We start from the raw sequence: 20,520 nt of genomic DNA on the forward strand, positions 1-20,520 counted from the left end.
AAAACATATCTAAATATTAATTGAATTTACATTGAATTACTGATAGAATCAGAAATATGCACAAGATTAAAAAGAGAGCGGAGGAATAATAGTGAAGAATATAAAGAAGATGATAACTATGGCTATTATAACTGTAGTTACATTAACAGCAGCGGGATGTAATATGATAGAAAAGACACCGGAAGCTATGGCTAAAAGCCCAGTAGCAAAGGTAGGAAACAAAAAGATTACTAAAGGTGATTTAGATAAGAAAATGCTTCCTTATGATCAAATGATAATTCAACAATTTGGAGAGGATTATAAAAGTAATCCAGAGGCTGTGGAAGGAGTAAATAATCTTAGAGCTCAAATGGTAGATCAATTAGTTGCTCTTGAAGTATTTACAAAAAAAGGCGATGAACTTAAGATTTTACCAACAACAGAAGAAATGGATGCGGAAGTTGAAAAAAGATTAGTTGATATGAAAACTATGTTTGGAAATGATGATGCGAAGTTCGAAGAGGCTATGCAAGCTCAAGGTCTTACTTTAGAAGAGCTGAAAGAATTTATAAAGGAAGACACCACAATGACTAAAATGCGTGAATATATAGTAAAAGATGTTGTAGTAAGTGAAGAAGATTCAAAAGCATATTATGAAGAAAATAAAGAAAAGTTGTACACACAAAAGCCAGGAGCTAATGCATCTCATATATTAGTAAAAGATGAGGAAACTGCAAAACTAATAAAATCGAAAATCGATGCAGGCGAAGACTTTGCTGCACTTGCTAAAGAATATGGAACTGATGGAACCAAAGATTCTGGTGGACAACTACCTTTTATAGAATATGATACTGAAGGGTATGACCCAGACTTTGTAAAAGGATTTAAAAATCTTAAAGAAGGAGAAGTATCAGATCCTGTACAATCTCAATTTGGATATCATATAATTAAGGTTTCAGGAGTTAAAGATACGCCTGAGGTGGTAGAGTTTGAAGTAGTTAAACAACAAATTACTGAAGAAGTATTAAAGACAAAACAAAAAGAAACCTTTGACAATACATTAAAGGATTGGGAAAAGGAACTTAAAGTTAAAAGATATGAAGAGAATATAAATATATAAATAAGATAAAGATAAAAGCTATAAGAAGGTTATGACACCTTTTTATAGCTTTTACTTTTTGGCCAATTAAGTTAGATTTGGCCATTACCTTTGTTAAATTAGCCATATCGAAATAAAAATCTACAATAGTGTATAAAATTACATATGTTGATAGATAATAATAATGCAATAAATTAATAGTAATAAACAAGTGAGGAGGAAAATAAATGAAAGCTACTGGAATAGTTAGACGTATAGATGATCTTGGAAGAGTGGTTATACCTAAAGAGATAAGAAGGACATTAAGGATTAGAGAAGGTGATCCTTTAGAGATATTTACGGACAGAGAAGGTGGAGTTATATTAAAAAAATATTCTCCTATAGGAGAACTAGGTGACTTTTCTAAAGAATATGCAGATTCTTTGCAACAATCAATAGGTAATATAATATTGATATGTGATAGAGATGAGTTTATATCAGTTAGTGGAACCCCTAAAAAAGATTATATGGAAAAGAAAATTAGTGGAGAGTTAGAGAAGGTTATGGAAGAAAGAAGAACTATATTATTGTCAAAAGAAAAAGATGATTTGATTGCGGTTTATAATGAAGAGGAGCCTTCAGAAAAGTATTATGCACAGGTTATATCTCCAGTATTAGCAGAAGGAGATGCAATAGGAGCAGTTATTATTCTTTCCAAAGAGGAACAACAAAAATTGGGTGAATTAGAAATTAAAATCGCTGAAACTGCATCTTCCTTCTTGGGTAAACAAATGGAGCAGTAATTAAATTTAATATAATTCCTATAATTATTTACCACAGCATTAAAATTATTGACATAAAAACAATAATATATTCAACATATTATTGTTTTTAATAAGAGTGAAATTAATAAATAAGTTTTAGTAATAATACTTCAAATCTTAAAATAGAGATAATTAGTAAACTATTTCTAAGATTTGGAGGTATCACATGAAAAAACACTCACTTATTAAGGGTACTATAATACTTGGACTTGCAGGAATTGTATCTAAGTTTTTAGGATTATTTTTTAGATGGCCTCTTATAATGTTAATAGGGGATGAAGGAATAGGATATTATCAAATGTCCTATCCTCTTTATACCTTTTTTATAGCCTTAGCCTCGGGAGTGCCAATAGCTATATCTAAATTAGTTTCTGAAAAAAATGCTTTAGGTGACAAAGAAGGCATAATGAAGGTTCTTAAAGAATCTTTCATATTGATGATTTTTATGGGATTTGGTAGCACTGCTTTGCTTCTTATATTTTCTAAACATATAATAAGTTATTTACAATGGAGCGAAAAGTCATATTATTCCCTTATTGCAATATCTATAGCACCTTCATTTATAGCTATAATGAGTGTACTTAGAGGTTTTTTCCAAGGACTACAAAATATGAAACCAACAGCTGTATCGCAAATTATTGAGCAGCTAGGTAGAGTGATAGTAGGAGTTGGACTTGCTGTTTTGTTATTACCTTATGGAGTAGAATATGCGGCGGGAGGAGCTGCTATTGGGGCATCGGCAGGAGGGCTTTTTGGAGGCGTTTATTTAACAATAAAGTATATAAGAATAAAAATGCCAATAAGGCTATTTAAATTAAAAAAGGATGAAAAGGTTCTAGAAAGCTTACTTAGAATTTCAATCCCGCTATCACTTGGTGCTACAGTTGCAACTATAATGGGACTTATAGATTCTATTTTAGTGCCTAAAAAGTTGCTAGAAGCTGGACTCACATCTAAAGAGGCCACAATACTTTATGGTCAGTTAACAGGGAAAGCTAATGTGTTAGTAAATGTTCCTTTAACACTTTGTGTTGCGTTGTGCTCTGCAATAATTCCAATTATTGCAGAGGCGTATATATTAAGAAGAAAAAATGACATTATAAATAAGGTGGAGGTTGCAATTAAGATATCATCTGTAATTGCAATTCCATCTATGTTAGGACTCATGTTTTTAGCAAAGCCTATAATGACACTTATATTTCCGAATTACGGGGAAGGATATAATATACTAAAGTACTTAGCCTTATCCATACCAGCTACAGCATTAGCTCAAATAAGTACCGCCATCCTACAGGGGACAGGACATTATTTCAAACCTATCATAAACCTTTTCGTAGGTTGCGTGTTCAAGGTAATGATAACTTTATTTATGGTTCCTTTGCCACTTTTCAATATTTATGGTGCTGTTATAGGAACCATAGTTGCATATACATTAGCAGCCTACCTCAATATGAAGGATGTAAGAAAAAAGCTAAATATAAGCATAGATTATTATAATACCACTATAAAACCATCTTATGCATCTGTTATAATGATAATAGCGGTGATTATAAGTTATAATAAAACTATTATTTATACTGGTAGTAATGGTATAGCTTGCATTGTATCCATACTTCTAGGTATTATTATATATATAATTTTAGTGATTGCTTTTGGAATATTTAAATATAACTATATAAAAGATAGATTTTTAAGGAGATAGGGGAGAAACAAATGATTAAAATATTAGGTCTAGGACCTGGCTCACCTGAAGCATTAACATTAGGCACTTTAAATGAGCTTAAGTCAGGAAAAGATATATATCTAAGAACAGAAAAACATCCCACAGTAGACTATATTAAAAGTATGGATATAAAGGTTCATACCTATGATTTTGCTTATGATAAGTTTGATAGCTTTGACAAAGTATATCAGTTTATAGCTGAGGATTTAATAAAAAGACATAATATAGTGGATGAGGTTATATATGCAGTACCAGGGCATCCTTTAGTAGCAGAGCGGACTGTAAATATTTTAATAGATTTATGCGAAAACCAAGGAATAGCTGTAGAAATTGTCCCAGCAGTAAGTTTTATTGATGTTATTATAGAAAGACTAAAGATAGATCCTATAAATGGACTTAAAATAATAGATGCTTTTGATGTTGGAAATCAAAATTTAGATAATAATGCAGGATTAATAATAACCCAGGTATATGATCAGTTAATATCATCAGAGGTGAAAATTAGATTGCTAGATTACTACCATTATGATAAAGAAATATACTTTGTTCGGGCAGCTGGTGTTAAGGGAGAGGAAAGCATAAGGAAAATACCTTTATATACATTAGACAGGCAAGCGGACATAGATTATCTCACATCGTTATACATACCTAAAGGAGGTAAAGAAAATAAAGGGTTAAGCGAACTATTAGATATAATGGAGAAATTACGGTCAGAAGAAGGTTGCCCTTGGGATAGAGAGCAAACACATGAAAGTCTAAAAAGATATCTAGTAGAAGAGAGCTATGAGGTTATAGAGGCTATAGAGGAAAAAGATGATGAAAAAATAATAGAAGAATTAGGTGATGTACTACTACAGGTAGTGTTTCACGCTGTTATAGGGAAAGAAGAAGGTTATTTTAACATTAATGATATCATAAATTCTATAAGCAAGAAGATGATAGATAGACATCCTCATGTGTTTGGAGATACAAAAGTTGATAATTCAATAGAGGTTATGGTAAAATGGGAAGAAATAAAAAGCATAGAAAAGGGATATAGCACTGTGGTAGATGCTATGGAACATATAGCAAAATCTTTACCTTCTTTAATAAGAGCAGAAAAAGTACAATCTAAGGCTAAAAAGGTAGGATTTGACTTTGATGTTGTAGACGGGGCTATGGATAAGATAATAGAAGAATTTTATGAGTTAAAAGAAGTATATAAAGGCTCAAATGAGGCAATAATAGAAGAAGAAATGGGAGATTTAATATTTTCTTGCGTTAATGTAGCTAGGATGCTAGGCATAGATTCAGAACTTGCCCTTAACAAAACTATAAATAAATTCATAAAAAGATTTAAATTCATGGAAGACACAGCTAAAAGTAAAGAGATAAAATTAGAACAGATGTCACTGGAAGAAATGGATCAATTATGGAATTTATCTAAAAGCATATAACAAAAAAGAGCAGTTTAGAAGGAATATTCATATAAATGTAGAATAATAAGATTTATAAAAGCAATTTTGCGTTATTAAATAGCAGGTTATAAATAAAAAAATAAAATACTTGTAATGTAGATGTAGACTTGTATTGCAATTAATTATATAATATGATAATGTATAATAAATTTATAAAACTTATACATACAAACTTATTCAATATATTGTCTAGGTTTAAACTAACTCTAATTTAAAGGAGGAAACAAAAGTGAATAAATCAGAATTAATCTCAAGCATGGCTGAAAAAAGTAAATTAACTAAAAAAGATGCAGAAGTAGCATTAAAAGCTTTTATAGAAAGCGTAGAAGAGTCTTTAGAAAAAGGTGAAAAGGTTCAATTAGTTGGCTTTGGAACTTTCGAAACAAGACAAAGAGCTGAAAGAGAAGGAAGAAACCCAAGAACTAAAGAAACTATAAAGATTCCTGCAACAACTGCTCCAGTATTTAAAGCTGGTAAGGAGTTCAAGGAAAGAGTTAATAAATAACTTTAAAACTATTTAACCCGGGTTTATCTCGGGTTATTTTTGTAGGAGGAATTAAAATGAGATTAGACAAATATTTAAAAGTATCTAGAATAATAAAAAGAAGAACAGTGGCAAAAGAAATTTGTGAAAGTGGTAGAGTTACCATTAATTCAAAAGTAGCTAAAGCAAGTACAGACATAAAAGAGGGAGATATAATAGAAATTAAATTTGCAAACAACTCCTTAAAGGCAGAAGTACTAAAACTTTCAGAACATGTTAAAAAAGAAGATGCTAGACTTATGTATGAAATAATAGAGGGTGAAGAGGATGTAGAGGATTAGAAAACTTTTATAATCGGATTAGAGAAACATTCATAGTTGTATTATATAATTATTGATGTAGGAGTTTTAGCCTCTTAAAGGATGATTAGGTTATAAATCGGTATATCCTAAAAGAGGTGGCAAAAATGAATAGCATATATATACAACCTTTCACATATATTGTAGAGAAATATAGTAGGAGGTTGTTTTCTTATGGAAAATAAAAAAGACACCAAAGGTGAAGATAAAAAAAGTAATTTAACTTTAGATAATAGGAAAAGATTATTCCTTACAGGAGTTATAGAAGTATTTAATTTTAATGAAGAAACTATTTCATTGAACACATCTATAGGAGTATTAAACATAAGAGGTAAGAATTTAAAAATGAACAAGTTGGATGTTCAAAATGGAGAGGTAATAGTCGGTGGAACTATAGATTCATTTGTATATAGCACTTTAGAAGCAAAAAGGGTTAATACAGATAGCATAATAAAAAGATTATTTAAATAGGTGGAGAGAAACATGATAATACCTTTATTATTTCAGTTTAAAACTATACTATTTAGCATATTATCAGGTATTATAACAGGTATTTTATTTGACTTTTATAGAATTATAAGAGGACACAATAAAAATAAAGTATTAGCAGTCTTCCAAGATCTTTTGTTTTGGATTTTAGCATCAATTATTGTATTTGTCTTTTTGCTTTACACCAATTATGCTCTTATTGTACCCTATGTTTACCTATACATAGCTCTAGGGATATATATATACCTTAAACTTTTAAGTAAATATATTTTAAAAGTACAATATGCTATATATAGATTTATAGCAAAAGTGTTTAGAGTAGGCTTTAATCACGTATTTTACCCACTAAAATTAATATTTTATAACAAAAGTAAAAAATAACTATGAAAACACTTGAATAAAATAGGTTTTATATTTAAAATAGAGATATAGATAAACCATACTATTATCTTAAAGGGGAAAAGAACTATGAAAAGCAAGAAAATTACCCTTAAAAGCGTAATAATAATTTTATTATTGATTTTTAGCTTATATACAGTAATAACCCAACAGCTAACTATGGGTAAAATTAAAAAAGATATATATAAGCAAGAAAAGGAGCTAGAATTAGTAAAAGAAAAAAATCAAAAGTTAAAAGATGAATTTGAGTTATCAAACACTGGACTTTACAAGGAAAAACAAGTAAGAGAAAGATTGGGATATGTAAAGGACGGAGAGACTCCTGTAATAGACAGTAAGTCAGAGTAACTCACTTGAGTTTAGGTTTATTATTTTATATAATATAATATATTAATTATTTTTAAGGAGGAGTCTTTTTAATATGACCTTAATGGCAGGAAACATTTTAGAAGGTACAGTGGTTAACATTACTAATTTTGGGGCTTTTGTTGAAGTTGAAGGAAAAACAGGTTTAGTTCATATTTCTGAAGTAGCAGATAATTTTGTTAAGGATATAAGAGAATATCTTAAAGAACAAGATAAAGTAAAAGTAAAAGTTATTTCTATAGATGATAATGGCAAAATTAGTCTTTCCATCAAACAAGCTATTGTAAAGCAAAGATCTAATAAACCAGTTGAAATTGATTGGGAATCAGAAAAAGGTAAGGCAGCTTCAGGTAACTTTGAAGATATAATGACAAGATTTTTAAAGGATAGTGAAGAAAGATTACAAGATGTTAAAAAACATCAAGATAATAGATCAAGAGGATATAATAAGAAAATGTAACTTAATATGATAAGTAGTAACCTCCTAGATTTTTAATATAGGGGGTTATTTTTATTTTAAAAGGCTATTTGATTTTATTAAAAATTTAAAATTAGAAAGATTATTAATAAAACTGATAGCTTTGAAAGGCTTACGTTGTAACATGTTAATGGACTTTTAATATACAAAAATAATATATAAAAGGCATATAGAAAAAAGTTGTTGACAATAGATATAACATCATATATAATAATGTATGTCGCCAAGAAAAAACATAAAACGCTGGAGTGGCGGAACTGGCAGACGCACAGGACTTAAAATCCTGCGGTGGTTAAACACCGTACCGGTTCGATTCCGGTCTTCAGCACCAATGTACTTATATATTTGATTAAATAATAATATCGCGGAGTGGAGCAGTTGGCAGCTCGTCGGGCTCATAACCCGAAGGTCGTGGGTTCAAGTCCTACCTCCGCAACCAAAAAAGTAAATATGGCGGAATAGCTCAGCTGGCTAGAGCATTCGGTTCATACCCGAAGGGTCGTAGGTTCAAGTCCTATTTCCGCTACCAAAAGTGCTGGAGTGGCGGAACTGGCAGACGCACAGGACTTAAAATCCTGCGGTGGTTAAACACCGTACCGGTTCGATTCCGGTCTTCAGCACCAATTTACTTACATATTTAATTAAATAATAATATCGCGGAGTGGAGCAGCTGGCAGCTCGTCGGGCTCATAACCCGAAGGTCGTGGGTTCAAATCCTACCTCCGCAACCAAAAAAGTAAATATGGCGGAATAGCTCAGCTGGCTAGAGCATTCGGTTCATACCCGAAGGGTCGTAGGTTCAAGTCCTATTTCCGCTACCAAAAGTGCTGGAGTGGCGGAACTGGCAGACGCACAGGACTTAAAATCCTGCGGTGGTTAAACATCGTACCGGTTCGATTCCGGTCTTCAGCACCAATTTACTTATATATTTAATTAAATAATAATATCGCGGAGTGGAGCAGCTGGCAGCTCGTCGGGCTCATAACCCGAAGGTCGTGGGTTCAAATCCTACCTCCGCAACCAAAATTAAATATAGATAAAAGTTTATCTAGTATTAAAAAGTATTCGTTAAGATTAATCTTAGCGAATATTTTTTATTTGGGTCTAAAAATAAATTAAATAGATATTTAAACTTTAATGTTATAATTCTTACTTGAAGTAAATAATTTGTTAATGTAAGAGAAATAATATGTGGATATCTTTTTATAACCAAAAGTTATCCACATATTAATAGATTTTTTTTTAATACATGACAAATAAAATATAATTTTAATAGGATACCATATTAAATAATGTGTATTTTTTGAATTTAAGAAAAGATGAGAGCATTTTATGTCCTAATAATAAAAAAGTTTCATACAGCTTATGACATTTATTTCCTCCAGCTCTTGTTATAATCTAATTAAGATAAAGGTTACTTACATTAGATTAAGAAGAAAAGAACTCAAAGAATTAAAGGGGGAAATATACTATGCAATATGGTGCGGAGGTTGTAACTTATAAAAGACTAAAAGAAAGTGCTAAAGAAGAAAAAAGAGAAGAATATGTATCAGTGATTAAAATAATTCTATATTTTTTGGCGGCTATATCTATAAGTAGGGTAATGCTAATTAATAGTACAGCTCCTTTTGGGATAGCTTTTATAATGGCGGTTGTTAATGAAAAGAAGGATAAACTCGATATTGCAGTTGGCACAGGAGCTCTCATAGGATATGTTACCCTATATAATAAAATTGAAGATATAGCTCTTTATATAATAATTATAGGTAGCTCTATACTTTTTGCACATTTAACAACAAAAATAAACAGAAGAAAAAGAATAACATATTTAACTGTAATCATGCTATTAGAATCTATATTTTTTAGAATTATAATAAGTGGATATACACTTGGTATAAATATACTCACTTCGATCTTTCAGATAGGATGTATAATTCCTATTTATATAATTATAGATTACGCATTAACCTGTTCAAAGGATTTTAAAAGTAAGCATCTTTTTACAAATGAAGAAATAATAAGTATGGCTATATTGCTATCCTTAACAATTTCAGGTACATGGGGGATTAAGATTTTTAACATAGATATTAGAAATGTTATAGGTCTCGTATTTGTATGTATAATGGCTTATGTAAATGGAAGCTCTACTGGTGCAGCCACAGGTGTATCTATAGGAATAATTATGGGAATAACGTCGGATAATATGGTTAATTACGTTGTAGTATATTCAATATGTGGGTTTATCATGGGAATATTTAAAGAAACAGGAAAGTGGTTCACCGCATTGTCGTATATAACAGTATTTACACTGCTTAAAGTATATTTAGGGTTAAGTACAGATTTTAAACTTATAGAAGGAGTTTTAAGTGTTTTGATTTTTATGTCAATTCCAAATAAAGTTTACGATAAGATATCTGTAGAACTTGGATGGGAAAAGAAGCAAGACATTATCAATGAAAGCTATATGTATAAATTAAAGGAAGTATTTACGGAGAAACTTGATAGCTTTTCTGATGTATTATTAAATATGTCAAGTACTCTGAATAATTTAGTAGATAATGATAAATTGCAGATGAAAACCAAGAGTAGTGCCCTTGTAGAGAATTTAGCAGATAGGGTCTGTAGTAATTGTGATATGAAATCTATATGCTGGAAAAGAGAGATGCATTGTACCTATATAGCTTTTAGTGAGCTTATACAAAATTATCAGGAGGGTATTCCGAGAATACCGGAAGAGATAGATAGAAAATGTGTCAAAAGAACTTCACTTATAAAAAATTCTGAAGAATTATTAAATTCATACGTCATAAATGAAATGTGGAAAAGTAGATTAGGAGAGGGAAGAATATTATTAGCTTCTCAAATTCATAATATGGCCAAATCCATAGGAGAAATAGTTAAAGATTTTAGTTCGGAAGTTTGCATTAATAATGAAATTGAAAGACATATAAGAAGATATCTTAATAAATTTAATATAAAGATAAATGATATATTATGTTATGATGATAGAAATGCCAGGTTAAAGGTTAAAATTACTCTAGCCTCTTGTGGTGGAGGTCAAAAATGTGTTAAGGAGATATTGCCTGTTATAAACGAAGCGGTGGGAAGACCTATGTGTATTTTTGATGAGGGTTGTGTTATAAATCCAGAAAGTAATAATTGCACTGTCACTTTTGAAGAAACACCTAAATATCATGTTGCTACAGCTATTTCTAGAAGATGTAAAGATGGTGAAGTATTAAATGGTGATAGTTATAGTTTTGGAAAGATTAAAGATGGCACATACATGACTATAATAAGTGATGGAATGGGTTCTGGGCCCCAAGCTAGTGAAGAAAGTAGAGCGGCAATAGAGCTTATAGAAAAGTTTACAAATGCTGGATTTGACAAAATTACGGCTATTAACACGGTGAATTCTATAATGGGATTTAAATTTTCTGAGGACGAAAAGTTTTCTACATTAGATTTAAATTCTATAGACTTATATAGCGGCAAGATAACCTTTATGAAAGTAGGCGCAGTAGCTAGCTTTATTAAAAGGGCGGAAAAAATAGATATTATAAAATCTAAAACCCTACCTATTGGAGTGTTAGATAAGGTGGATATTGATATAATAGACAAAAAGGTGAAAAATGGAGATATAGTTGTTACTGTAAGTGATGGTGTTTTAGACTGTTGTGAGGGTGGAAGTATTGAATGGTTAGCAGAATATCTTGTTAAAAGCAATAAAAATACCCCAAAGGAATTGGCAGAAGATATAATAGAAAAGGTGAAAGAATTATCTGGAGGTAAGATTAAAGATGACATGACTGCTATAGTATCTAAGGTCTATAACTTATATTAATAAAAATGTAGTATAGGGACTCTAAATTTTAAGAGGTTATAATTCTGTATTTAAATTATACATGCAATATGATATTGTAGTAATATATATAGGATTAGCCTCTTTAATTAAAGTATTGAGTTCTATTTTTATTGTAATAAACTATTTATATAAGTATGATATAATATGTTATTATAGGAATTAGGAAGTGGATTAATGAAAAAAAGGATTTTAGAATACATAGAAAAGTATTCAATGATACAAAAAGACGATAAAGTTTTAGTGGCTCTATCTGGAGGACCAGACTCTATAACCTTATTACATATACTTTATAGTTTGAAAGATGATCTAGGAATAACCCTCTATGCAGCACATATAAATCATAAACTAAGGGGGGAGGCGTCTGATAAAGATGAGAGATATGTAAAAGAAATTTGTTCCTCACTTAATATTCCTTGTTATGTAAAACTTGCAGATATTAATGCTATATCTAAAGAAAGAGGAATATCTAGTGAAATGGCAGGTAGAGATGTAAGGTATGACTTTTTTGAAAGCCTAAAGAAAGACCTGAATATAAATAAAGTAGCAGTGGCTCATAATTCTAATGATAGAGCTGAAACTATTCTTATGAGAATTATGCGAGGAACTGGCATAGAAGGACTTGCAGGAATAAAGCCTGTAAGAGATAATACATATATAAGACCTATATTAATACTCTCACGGAAAGAGATTGAAGATTACTGTGAGATAAATAAGCTATGTCCAAGAATAGACAAAACTAATAATGAGCCTATATATGCGAGAAATAAAGTTAGATTAGAAATTATACCTTATATAAAAGAAAATTTTAATAAAGACATAATAAACACATTAAACAGGTTTTCAGAACTTATGGTAAGAGATAATGATTATTTGGAAAAGATATCTTATGAAAAGTTCATGAAATATGTAGAAATAAATTCTAAAAGCGATATAATAATTCATAAAGAGGCTTTTAAAGAACACGATTCAATTGTTACTAGAATAATAAGGTATTCTATAGAAAAATTAGAAGGTACATTGAATAATATCGAAATGATACATATTTCTAGTATAGTATCTTTAAGCAATCAAGGAACAGGAAAGACAGTAAATCTTCCACATGATATCACGGTATCTAATGTATATGGAGATATATTTATAAAAAAGAATTATAAAAAGGTCATAAAAAATGAAAACCTAAGTTCAATAATTAATTTAAAGGATTATACTAAAGAAGATTTAAAAATTGGTGTTAAGATTAATATACCTGAATTTCAAGTGTCCTTATTTATAAAATTGTTAAGTGATTATAATATTAGTAATTTAAACTTAAAGGGCAAATCTAATTGTAAGTACTTTGATGCAGATAAAATCAAAGGAGATATAAATGTTAGATATAGAAAAGATGGTGATAAATTTATTCCTTATGGCATGTCAGGAAGTAGAAAATTGAAAGATATATTTATTGATGAAAAGATACCTAGAGAACAAAGAGATAGCATTGTACTTATATGTTTTGATAAACATATAGCTTGGATAGAAGGGTATAAGGTCAGTGAACTTTTTAAGGTAGAACATAAAACTAAAAATATTTTAAGCATAACTATTGAAAGAGGGGAAAGTTACTAATGAAAAATGATATTGAAAAGATTCTTCTAACTGAGGAAGAACTGGAAAAAAAGGTAAAAGAAATCGGAAGTCAAATTAGTGAAGATTATAAGGGAAAGGAATTAGTACTTATTGGAGTACTTAAAGGATCTGTAGTGTTTATGTCAGACCTTATGAAAGAAATTTCTATATATTGTAGCATGGATTTTATGGCGGTTTCTAGTTATGGAAATGCAAGTGAAAGCTCTGGAGTGGTTAGAATATTGAAAGACTTAGATGAGTCTATAGAAAATAAACATGTAATTATCATTGAAGATATAATTGATTCAGGGATAACCCTAGAGTATCTAATTAAATACCTAAAAGGTAGAAATCCAAAGAGTATAGAAATAGCATGCCTATTAAATAAAAAAGACAGGCGAAAGGCTAATATAGGTGTAAAGTACCTAGGATTTGATGTTCCAGATTATTTCTTAGTAGGTTATGGATTAGACTTTGCTGAAAGATATAGGAATCTTCCTTACATTGGTATATTAAAAGAATCTATTTATAAATAATTAATGTTAGCACTTATTGTAATGAAAAATTTAGTATGTTAAAATCTTATAATAACGAAAAAGAGAGGGGGGCCTATAATGAAGAAATTTTCAAGTGCAACGGCCTGGACTATAGTATTTATATTCGCAATAATTGCGGCTTTAACATGGTCTCAAACAGGTAAAGGTACAAATACAATAGCATTTAATGAATTTCAACAAGAATGGAAAAATAATAACATAACAAATATAAAAGTTAGAGAAGATAAAATGTTAGTAGAAGGTACTCTTAGTGATGGTAAGGCCTTTATAACTGTAGTGCCTGCACAAAGATTATATCAATTTATGACTAGCTATCCTAATACAGGAGAAATAAAGGAGACTTATGAGGTTCCTAGAAATACATCGGTATGGGTTCAAATGATACCTACACTTTTACTTATGGGAGTAATGTTTTTTGCAGTGTGGTTTATATTTATGCAACAATCCCAAGGTGGCGGTGGTGGAAACCGAGGAGTCATGAACTTTGGAAAGAGTAAGGCTAAAATGGCTACACCAGATAAAAAGAAGGTTACATTTAATGATGTGGCTGGTGCTGACGAAGAAAAAGAAGAATTAGAAGAAATAGTAGACTTCTTAAAGCAACCTAAAAGATATTTGGAATTAGGTGCAAGAATCCCTAAAGGAGTTCTTTTAATTGGACCTCCAGGTACTGGAAAGACGCTTCTTGCAAGAGCAATAGCTGGGGAATCAGGAGTTCCGTTCTTTAGTATATCAGGATCTGACTTTGTTGAAATGTTTGTAGGAGTAGGGGCATCTAGAGTTAGAGACCTATTTGAACAGGCAAAGAAAAATGCTCCATGTATTATATTCATAGATGAAATTGATGCAGTGGGTAGACAAAGAGGTGCTGGCCTTGGTGGTGGACATGATGAAAGAGAACAAACATTAAATCAACTTTTAGTTGAAATGGATGGTTTTGGTGCTAATGAAGGCATCATAATGATAGCTGCAACTAATAGACCAGATATATTAGATCCTGCGCTTCTTAGACCAGGAAGGTTTGATAGACAAATAATGGTTGGAGCACCAGATGTAAAGGGAAGAGAAGAAATCCTTCAAATCCATACAAAAAACAAACGTCTATCAGAAAATATCAATTTAAAAGTTTTAGCTAAAAGAACTCCAGGATTTACAGGAGCAGATTTAGAGAATTTAACTAATGAAGCGGCCTTATTAACAGTTAGAAAAGATAAGAAATTTATTGAAATGGAAGAAATGGAAGAAGCAATAACAAGGGTTATAGCAGGACCAGAGAAAAAGAGTAGGGTTATAAGCGAAGGTGATAGAAAGCTTACAGCTTACCATGAAGCGGGTCATGCAGTAGTAATGAAGCTTCTACCTAATTCAGATCCAGTGCATCAAATAAGCATAGTTCCAAGAGGAATGGCTGGAGGATACACTATGCACTTACCAGAAGAAGATAGAGCATATATCTCAAAGTCTAGATTAAAAGATGAAATGGTTGGACTTTTAGGTGGGAGAGTAGCTGAACAACTTATTATAGGAGATATAAGCACAGGTGCAAAAAATGACATAGATAGGGCTAGCACTATTGCAAGAAAAATGGTTATGGAATATGGAATGAGTGAAGCAATGGGTCCTATAGCTTTCGGAGCAGATCACGATGAAGTATTTTTAGGAAGAGATTTAGGGCGCGGAAGAAATTTTAGTGAAGAAATAGGAGCTAAAATAGATAGAGAGATAAAGGGGCTTATAGATAGAGCTTATGATGAGGCGCAAACTTTATTAAAAGATAATTTAAATAAGCTTCATGCTGTAGCACAAGAACTTTTAGTAAAAGAAAAGCTAGAAGCAGATGAATTTGAACAACTATTTCAAAATGCATAAATTAAAAAAGGTTATCCTATTAGGATAACCTTTTTTTTATTCTAAAATTATTAATTGTGGTTAATAGGAATGTGCAATGTATTTTAACTATGAAATAACATTCAGAACAATGCAAAGATTTCCGCTTGATGAAATATTGTTTATTATTCAAATATATAATAAATTGTATAGTATATATAGGAAAATATGATATAATATATTTAAGTTAAAGGCAGAAGCTTTTGAGGGTAAAAGTAAAACAGGTGAAGGAAGTAATCATAGATATATAGTTACCAAAAAGGATTTTAGCTAAAATATAAGTTAATACTAATAGTGTAATAAAATATAATACACAAACCATTAATGAATTTGTGTATTTAAATAAATATATGGAGGGAGGTAATGTCGATAATTTAATCGACATGAAGATGATATGAAAACTGATATTCAAATAGCACAAGAGGCAAAAATGATTCCAATAAAAGATATATCTAAAAAGTTGGGGATACTAGAAGATGATGTAGATTTTTATGGTAAATATAAATGCAAACTTTCATTAGATATTCTAGAAAAAAACAAAGATAAAGAAGATGGAAAGTTAATATTAGTAACAGCTATAAATCCAACACCAGCAGGTGAAGGTAAATCAACTGTTACGGTAGGACTTGGTCAAGCGCTATGCAAAATGGATAAAAATGCAGTAATTGCACTTAGAGAACCATCTCTAGGACCAGTTTTTGGTGTTAAGGGTGGTGCTGCTGGTGGCGGGTATGCACAAGTAGTACCTATGGAAGATATAAATCTTCATTTCACTGGAGATATGCATGCCATAACTACAACAAACAACTTATTAGCAGCAGCTATAGATAATCATATTCATCAAGGGAATGCACTAGAGATTGATTCAAGAAGAATAGTCTTTAAAAGGGTTATGGATATGAATGACAGAGCATTAAGAAAGACGGTAGTAGGTCTTGGCGGTAAACCAAATGGATTTTCAAGAGAAGATGGATTTATGATAACTGTAGCTTCGGAAATTATGGCTATATTATGTCTTTCAAATAGTCTTATGGATCTTAAGGAGCGTATGGGAGATATATTGGTAGCTTATAATTTAAAAGGAAATCCTATTTATTGCAAAGACTTAAAGATTCAAGGCGCAATGGCTCTTTTAATGAAGGACGCTATAAAACCTAATCTAGTTCAAACACTAGAAAATACTCCTGCAATAATTCATGGAGGACCTTTTGCTAATATAGCACATGGATGCAATAGTATAATGGCAACTAAAACAGCATTAAAACTCGGAGATTATGTAGTAACTGAAGCTGGATTTGGTGCAGATCTTGGAGCAGAAAAGTTCTTTGATATAAAGTGCAGATTTGGAGATTTAAAACCAGATTGCGTTGTTATAGTAGCAACAGTAAGAGCTATAAAACATCATGGTGGAGTAAAGAAAGAAGATTTAGGTAAAAGTAATGTAGATGCTGTAGCAAAAGGAATAAAAAACTTAGAGAAGCAAATAGAAAATATCAAAGCTTTTGGAGTCGTACCAGTTGTTGCGATAAATAGATTTGTAACAGATTCAGATGAAGAATTACAGTTTATAGAAAATTATTGCAATAATATAGGCGTAAAAGTAGCTTTAACAGAAGTATGGGCTAAGGGCGGAGAAGGTGGAATGGAACTTGCTAAAATTGTAATAGATACAATAGAAAATGAAGAGAGCAAGTTCAGTGTATTATATGACAGTGATTTAAGTATAAAAGAAAAGCTTAATAAAATAGCAACAACTATATATGGTGCTAAGGGAGTTATTTATGAAATCCAAGCAGAAAAACAAATTCAAGAACTAGAAAAGTTTGGACTTGATAAAAAACCTATATGTGTAGCTAAAACTCAATATTCATTATCTGACAATCCGCAGCTTTTGGGAAGACCAGAAGGCTTTGAGGTTACAGTAAAGGAAGTTAAAGTTTCAAATGGTGCAGGATTTATAGTTGCCTTAACCGGAGATATAATGACTATGCCAGGTCTACCAAAGGTACCAGCAGCAGAAAACATGGATATAACTGAAAGTGGAGAAATACTCGGATTGTTTTAGTAAGATTAATATAAATAAGAAGACTATCTTTAAATGAATTTTAAAGATAGCCTTCTTATTTTCATATATATTTATTAAAAGCTTAAAAGGTTACGATAAATAGCTTGACAAATTATATTTAGTTGTTAGAATTATATTGTTAAACTATAGTTAAAAGTTATTAAGATCATATAATTTTTAGCGTTTAATAAGATAAGAGATATAAAGAAAAGATAAAGGCAGCTTTTTGGCTGCTTTTTTATAATATTTAATAGGGTGGTGATTATAGTGGTATTACTTATAGATGTAGGAAATACTAATATAGTACTTGGAGTTTTTGATAAAGACAATCTTATCGCGGATTGGAGACTGTCCACAGATACAAAAAAGACATCAGACGAATATGGAATAGAAATATTACAATTGTTTTTGTACAGCGATTTAGAATATAAACAAATAAAAGGGGTTATAATATCATCTGTAGTTCCTAATATAATGTATTCATTAGAACACCTTATAAGAAAGTATTTTAAACTGGAACCTATTATTGTAGGACCAGGGATAAAAACTGGAATAAATATTAAGTATGATAATCCTAAAGAGGTAGGGGCAGACAGAATCGTAAATGCTGTGGCAGCACATTATGAATACAAAAGGGCCATCATTATTATAGACTTTGGAACCGCAACTACTTTTTGTGCAGTAAATAAAAATGGAGATTATTTAGGTGGAACTATTTGTCCTGGCATAAAAATTTCTTCAGAGGCTTTATTTGAAAGAGCTGCAAAGCTTCCTAGAATAGAACTTGTAAAACCAAACTCAATTATTGGGAAAAATACAATAACTAGTATGCAAGCTGGAGTAATATATGGGTATGTAGGCCAGGTTAAGTATGTTGTGTCTAAAATGAAGAAAGAAATGATGGATTTAGGGGAAGATGAACCTTTTGTAATTGCAACAGGTGGACTTGCAACCCTTATTTCTGAAGAAGCAAAATGTATAGATAAAATAGATCATCTACTTACATTAAAAGGACTTAATATAATATACAAAAAGAATGAGGAGTAGTCTTATGAATATAGGTGATATATATATTGAAAATCCTGTTCTATTAGCACCCATGGCTGGATTTACAGATGTAGCTTTTAGATCTATTTGTAAAAGTATGGGGTGTGGTCTTACTTATACTGAGATGGTTAGTGCTAAAGCGCTGTACTATGGAAATGAAAACACACAAAGGCTATTAATGGCTTCAGAAAATGAAAAGCCACTGGCGGTACAGATATTTGGGAGTGATCCTTATATAATGGCCAATATAGCAGAAAAGTTAAGTGAAAGAGAGAGTATAGATATAATTGATATAAATATGGGGTGCCCTGCTCTTAAGATAATTAAAAATGGAGAAGGATCTGCACTAATGAAAAATCCGAAACTTGCTTTTGATATTGTTAGAGAAGTGTCTAAAGCATCTAAAAAACCTGTAACTGTAAAGATAAGAAAAGGATTTACGAAAGGTGAATCTACAGCGGTTGACTTTGCTAAAGGATTAGAAGAAGCAGGAGCAAAAGCCATAACAGTTCATGGTAGAACTAGAGAGCAGATGTATCAAGGCAAGGCAGATTGGAATATCATAAAAGAGGTTAAAAGCGCATTATCTATTCCTGTAATAGGAAATGGAGATGTCTTCTCGGCAAATAATGCTAGAGAACTTATAGAACTATCCGGATGTGATGGAGTTATGGTAGCTAGAGGGGCACTTGGTAACCCCTGGATATTTAACGAGATAAAAGACATGCTAAATGGAAAAGATGTTATAAATCCAACCCCTTTGGAGAAGGTTGATTTATGTATACAACATTATAAAAAGTCACTAGAATATGATAAAGAGGAAAAAGCAGTAAGAGAAATGAGAAAGCATATAGCGCTATATATTAAGGGATTAAAGAACTGTACAGATATAAAAAATGATGTTAATATATGTAAAGAGTCAAAGGAAGTTATAGATATATTGCAAAGATATAAAGAAAGTTTAAAAGATACATAAATATAGAAGAGCTGAATAAATATAGAATATAAATATTATGAGGTGAATCTTATGATAGATATATTAAATATAAGTATTCAAAAAAGAGGTACTCCTTATGAAAAATCAACCTTATTTTCTAAAATTACAGATAAAATGAAATGTAGTATAGATAATAAAATTTATGTTAAGGAAATAGATTTAAATATACATTGTGGCAGGTTACCTCAAAATAAACACCACGTATCTTACGTAAATAATATAAAAAATGTAACAAATAAAATGAAAAGCAATGATTTTATTATAAGTCCAAAAGGTATTAGAGAATATGATTATTATTTTACCAATGACTTTCAAAAAGAACTCTTTTCATATAGTGTAGTTAAGAGCATAAAATTAATTCTTAGAAAAACTAATAAGTCTTTAAAAAATAGCACTATATTAATAGACGAAGCCTCAGATCCTAAAGTATATGGTATATTAAAAGAAGTTTCTAAAAGTTGTAGACATATAATACTGTTATCAAAGAACATAAAAGAAACTTTAAAAATACAACAAAATATAATATCAAACTTTGGAGTTTCACCAGAGGTAACTAGTGATGAGAAATATGCTTTAAAATTATGTGATTTTATTATAAGTACTAAGGAAAAAAGTTATGAATATTGTGATAATATATGGTATATTAACAATCGAGATTTACCTTTTAAATTAAAAGGAACAGTAATAAATGACATATCATTTAAAACCCAATGGAATGAACTTTCAAGTGATGTATCTCCAGAGCTTATAGGAGCTATACTGAGCCAAATGCAAGGAAAAGATGTAGAAAGTGCTTTAAGGTATAATGGAGTATTTATTCATAAAATAAAATTTAATGAAAACCTAATAGATATATAG

General features: G+C 30.6%; 17 protein-coding genes, 8 tRNA genes and 1 pseudogene. All 26 read left to right on the forward strand.

Translation table 11 applies throughout. The annotated features are described in order from the left end of the window. The first annotated feature begins 91 nt into the window (after positions 1-91). The 26 genes and pseudogenes from BD821_RS04850 (at position 92) to BD821_RS04975 (ending at position 20,520) form a co-directional block, all read left to right on the forward strand. Positions 92-1,099, forward strand: coding sequence for a peptidylprolyl isomerase (locus BD821_RS04850; RefSeq protein WP_104409560.1), 1,008 nt, complete (start codon positions 92-94; stop codon positions 1,097-1,099). A 206-nt stretch (positions 1,100-1,305) separates the two neighbouring features. Then, positions 1,306-1,860 carry a stage V sporulation protein T gene (gene spoVT, locus BD821_RS04855; protein ID WP_029451494.1) on the forward strand — a complete coding sequence of 185 codons (555 nt, stop codon included), beginning with the start codon at positions 1,306-1,308 and terminating at the stop codon, positions 1,858-1,860. Positions 1,861-2,047: 187 nt separating this feature from the next. Further along, positions 2,048-3,583 (forward strand): putative polysaccharide biosynthesis protein, encoded by a 1,536-nt coding sequence (locus BD821_RS04860; RefSeq protein ID WP_104409561.1) that lies wholly within the window; start codon positions 2,048-2,050, stop codon positions 3,581-3,583. Between the two features lie 11 nt (positions 3,584-3,594). After that, positions 3,595-5,040, forward strand: coding sequence for a bifunctional methyltransferase/pyrophosphohydrolase YabN (yabN, locus tag BD821_RS04865; RefSeq protein WP_104409562.1), 1,446 nt, complete (start codon positions 3,595-3,597; stop codon positions 5,038-5,040). Positions 5,041-5,287: 247 nt separating this feature from the next. Continuing rightward, positions 5,288-5,566, forward strand: a pseudogene (locus BD821_RS04870) (HU family DNA-binding protein); the annotation flags it as partial. Between the two features lie 56 nt (positions 5,567-5,622). Next, the gene (locus BD821_RS04875) at positions 5,623-5,886 is read left to right on the forward strand and encodes an RNA-binding S4 domain-containing protein (RefSeq protein WP_029451490.1); all 264 of its coding nucleotides are present in this window, start codon (positions 5,623-5,625) and stop codon (positions 5,884-5,886) included. Positions 5,887-6,078: 192 nt separating this feature from the next. Continuing rightward, the gene (gene yabP / locus BD821_RS04880; protein WP_104409563.1) at positions 6,079-6,375 is read left to right on the forward strand and encodes a sporulation protein YabP; all 297 of its coding nucleotides are present in this window, start codon (positions 6,079-6,081) and stop codon (positions 6,373-6,375) included. A 12-nt stretch (positions 6,376-6,387) separates the two neighbouring features. After that, positions 6,388-6,774, forward strand: a complete 387-nt coding sequence (gene yabQ / locus BD821_RS04885) for a spore cortex biosynthesis protein YabQ (RefSeq protein WP_104409564.1) — start codon at positions 6,388-6,390, stop codon at positions 6,772-6,774. An 87-nt stretch (positions 6,775-6,861) separates the two neighbouring features. Beyond that, on the forward strand, positions 6,862-7,140 hold the full coding sequence (locus BD821_RS04890; RefSeq protein WP_104409565.1) for an FtsB family cell division protein: 279 nt from the start codon (positions 6,862-6,864) through the stop codon (positions 7,138-7,140). A gap of 73 nt (positions 7,141-7,213) precedes the next feature. Further along, complete coding sequence (locus BD821_RS04895; RefSeq protein ID WP_029451484.1) at positions 7,214-7,618, forward strand: S1 domain-containing RNA-binding protein; 405 nt, start codon at positions 7,214-7,216, stop codon at positions 7,616-7,618. Positions 7,619-7,878: 260 nt separating this feature from the next. After that, positions 7,879-7,967: transfer RNA gene (locus BD821_RS04900), tRNA-Leu, on the forward strand. A 32-nt stretch (positions 7,968-7,999) separates the two neighbouring features. After that, positions 8,000-8,075: transfer RNA gene (locus tag BD821_RS04905), tRNA-Met, on the forward strand. 13 nt (positions 8,076-8,088) lie between these two features. After that, positions 8,089-8,165: transfer RNA gene (locus tag BD821_RS04910), tRNA-Met, on the forward strand. Positions 8,166-8,170: 5 nt separating this feature from the next. Continuing rightward, positions 8,171-8,259 (forward strand) — tRNA-Leu (locus tag BD821_RS04915). Positions 8,260-8,291: 32 nt separating this feature from the next. Then, positions 8,292-8,367 (forward strand) — tRNA-Met (locus BD821_RS04920). Between the two features lie 13 nt (positions 8,368-8,380). Beyond that, positions 8,381-8,457, forward strand: a tRNA-Met gene (locus BD821_RS04925). Positions 8,458-8,462: 5 nt separating this feature from the next. Then, a tRNA-Leu gene (locus BD821_RS04930) sits at positions 8,463-8,551 on the forward strand. Between the two features lie 32 nt (positions 8,552-8,583). Further along, a tRNA-Met gene (locus tag BD821_RS04935) sits at positions 8,584-8,659 on the forward strand. Positions 8,660-9,107: 448 nt separating this feature from the next. Beyond that, complete coding sequence (gene spoIIE, locus BD821_RS04940) at positions 9,108-11,480, forward strand: stage II sporulation protein E (protein WP_104409566.1); 2,373 nt, start codon at positions 9,108-9,110, stop codon at positions 11,478-11,480. 195 nt (positions 11,481-11,675) lie between these two features. Continuing rightward, entirely contained in the window at positions 11,676-13,109 is a 1,434-nt protein-coding gene (tilS, locus tag BD821_RS04945; protein WP_104409567.1) for a tRNA lysidine(34) synthetase TilS, read from the forward strand. Further along, positions 13,109-13,645, forward strand: a complete 537-nt coding sequence (hpt, locus tag BD821_RS04950; RefSeq protein ID WP_029451481.1) for a hypoxanthine phosphoribosyltransferase — start codon at positions 13,109-13,111, stop codon at positions 13,643-13,645. Before tilS ends, hpt begins: the two co-directional genes overlap by 1 nt. A 78-nt stretch (positions 13,646-13,723) precedes the next feature. Then, positions 13,724-15,535, forward strand: coding sequence for an ATP-dependent zinc metalloprotease FtsH (gene ftsH, locus BD821_RS04955; protein ID WP_104409568.1), 1,812 nt, complete (start codon positions 13,724-13,726; stop codon positions 15,533-15,535). A gap of 412 nt (positions 15,536-15,947) precedes the next feature. Beyond that, the gene (locus BD821_RS04960) at positions 15,948-17,618 is read left to right on the forward strand and encodes a formate--tetrahydrofolate ligase (RefSeq protein ID WP_104409569.1); all 1,671 of its coding nucleotides are present in this window, start codon (positions 15,948-15,950) and stop codon (positions 17,616-17,618) included. Positions 17,619-17,885: 267 nt separating this feature from the next. Beyond that, entirely contained in the window at positions 17,886-18,665 is a 780-nt protein-coding gene (locus tag BD821_RS04965; protein ID WP_029451478.1) for a type III pantothenate kinase, read from the forward strand. A 4-nt stretch (positions 18,666-18,669) separates the two neighbouring features. Continuing rightward, complete coding sequence (gene dusB, locus BD821_RS04970; RefSeq protein WP_104409570.1) at positions 18,670-19,641, forward strand: tRNA dihydrouridine synthase DusB; 972 nt, start codon at positions 18,670-18,672, stop codon at positions 19,639-19,641. A 51-nt stretch (positions 19,642-19,692) separates the two neighbouring features. Continuing rightward, positions 19,693-20,520: a hypothetical protein gene (locus BD821_RS04975; RefSeq protein WP_104409571.1), complete on the forward strand. Its 828-nt coding sequence runs from the start codon at positions 19,693-19,695 to the stop codon at positions 20,518-20,520.

Origin of the sequence: Clostridium algidicarnis DSM 15099, from assembly GCF_002934235.1 — a bacterium.
Taxonomy (GTDB): domain Bacteria; phylum Bacillota; class Clostridia; order Clostridiales; family Clostridiaceae; genus Clostridium_L; species Clostridium_L algidicarnis.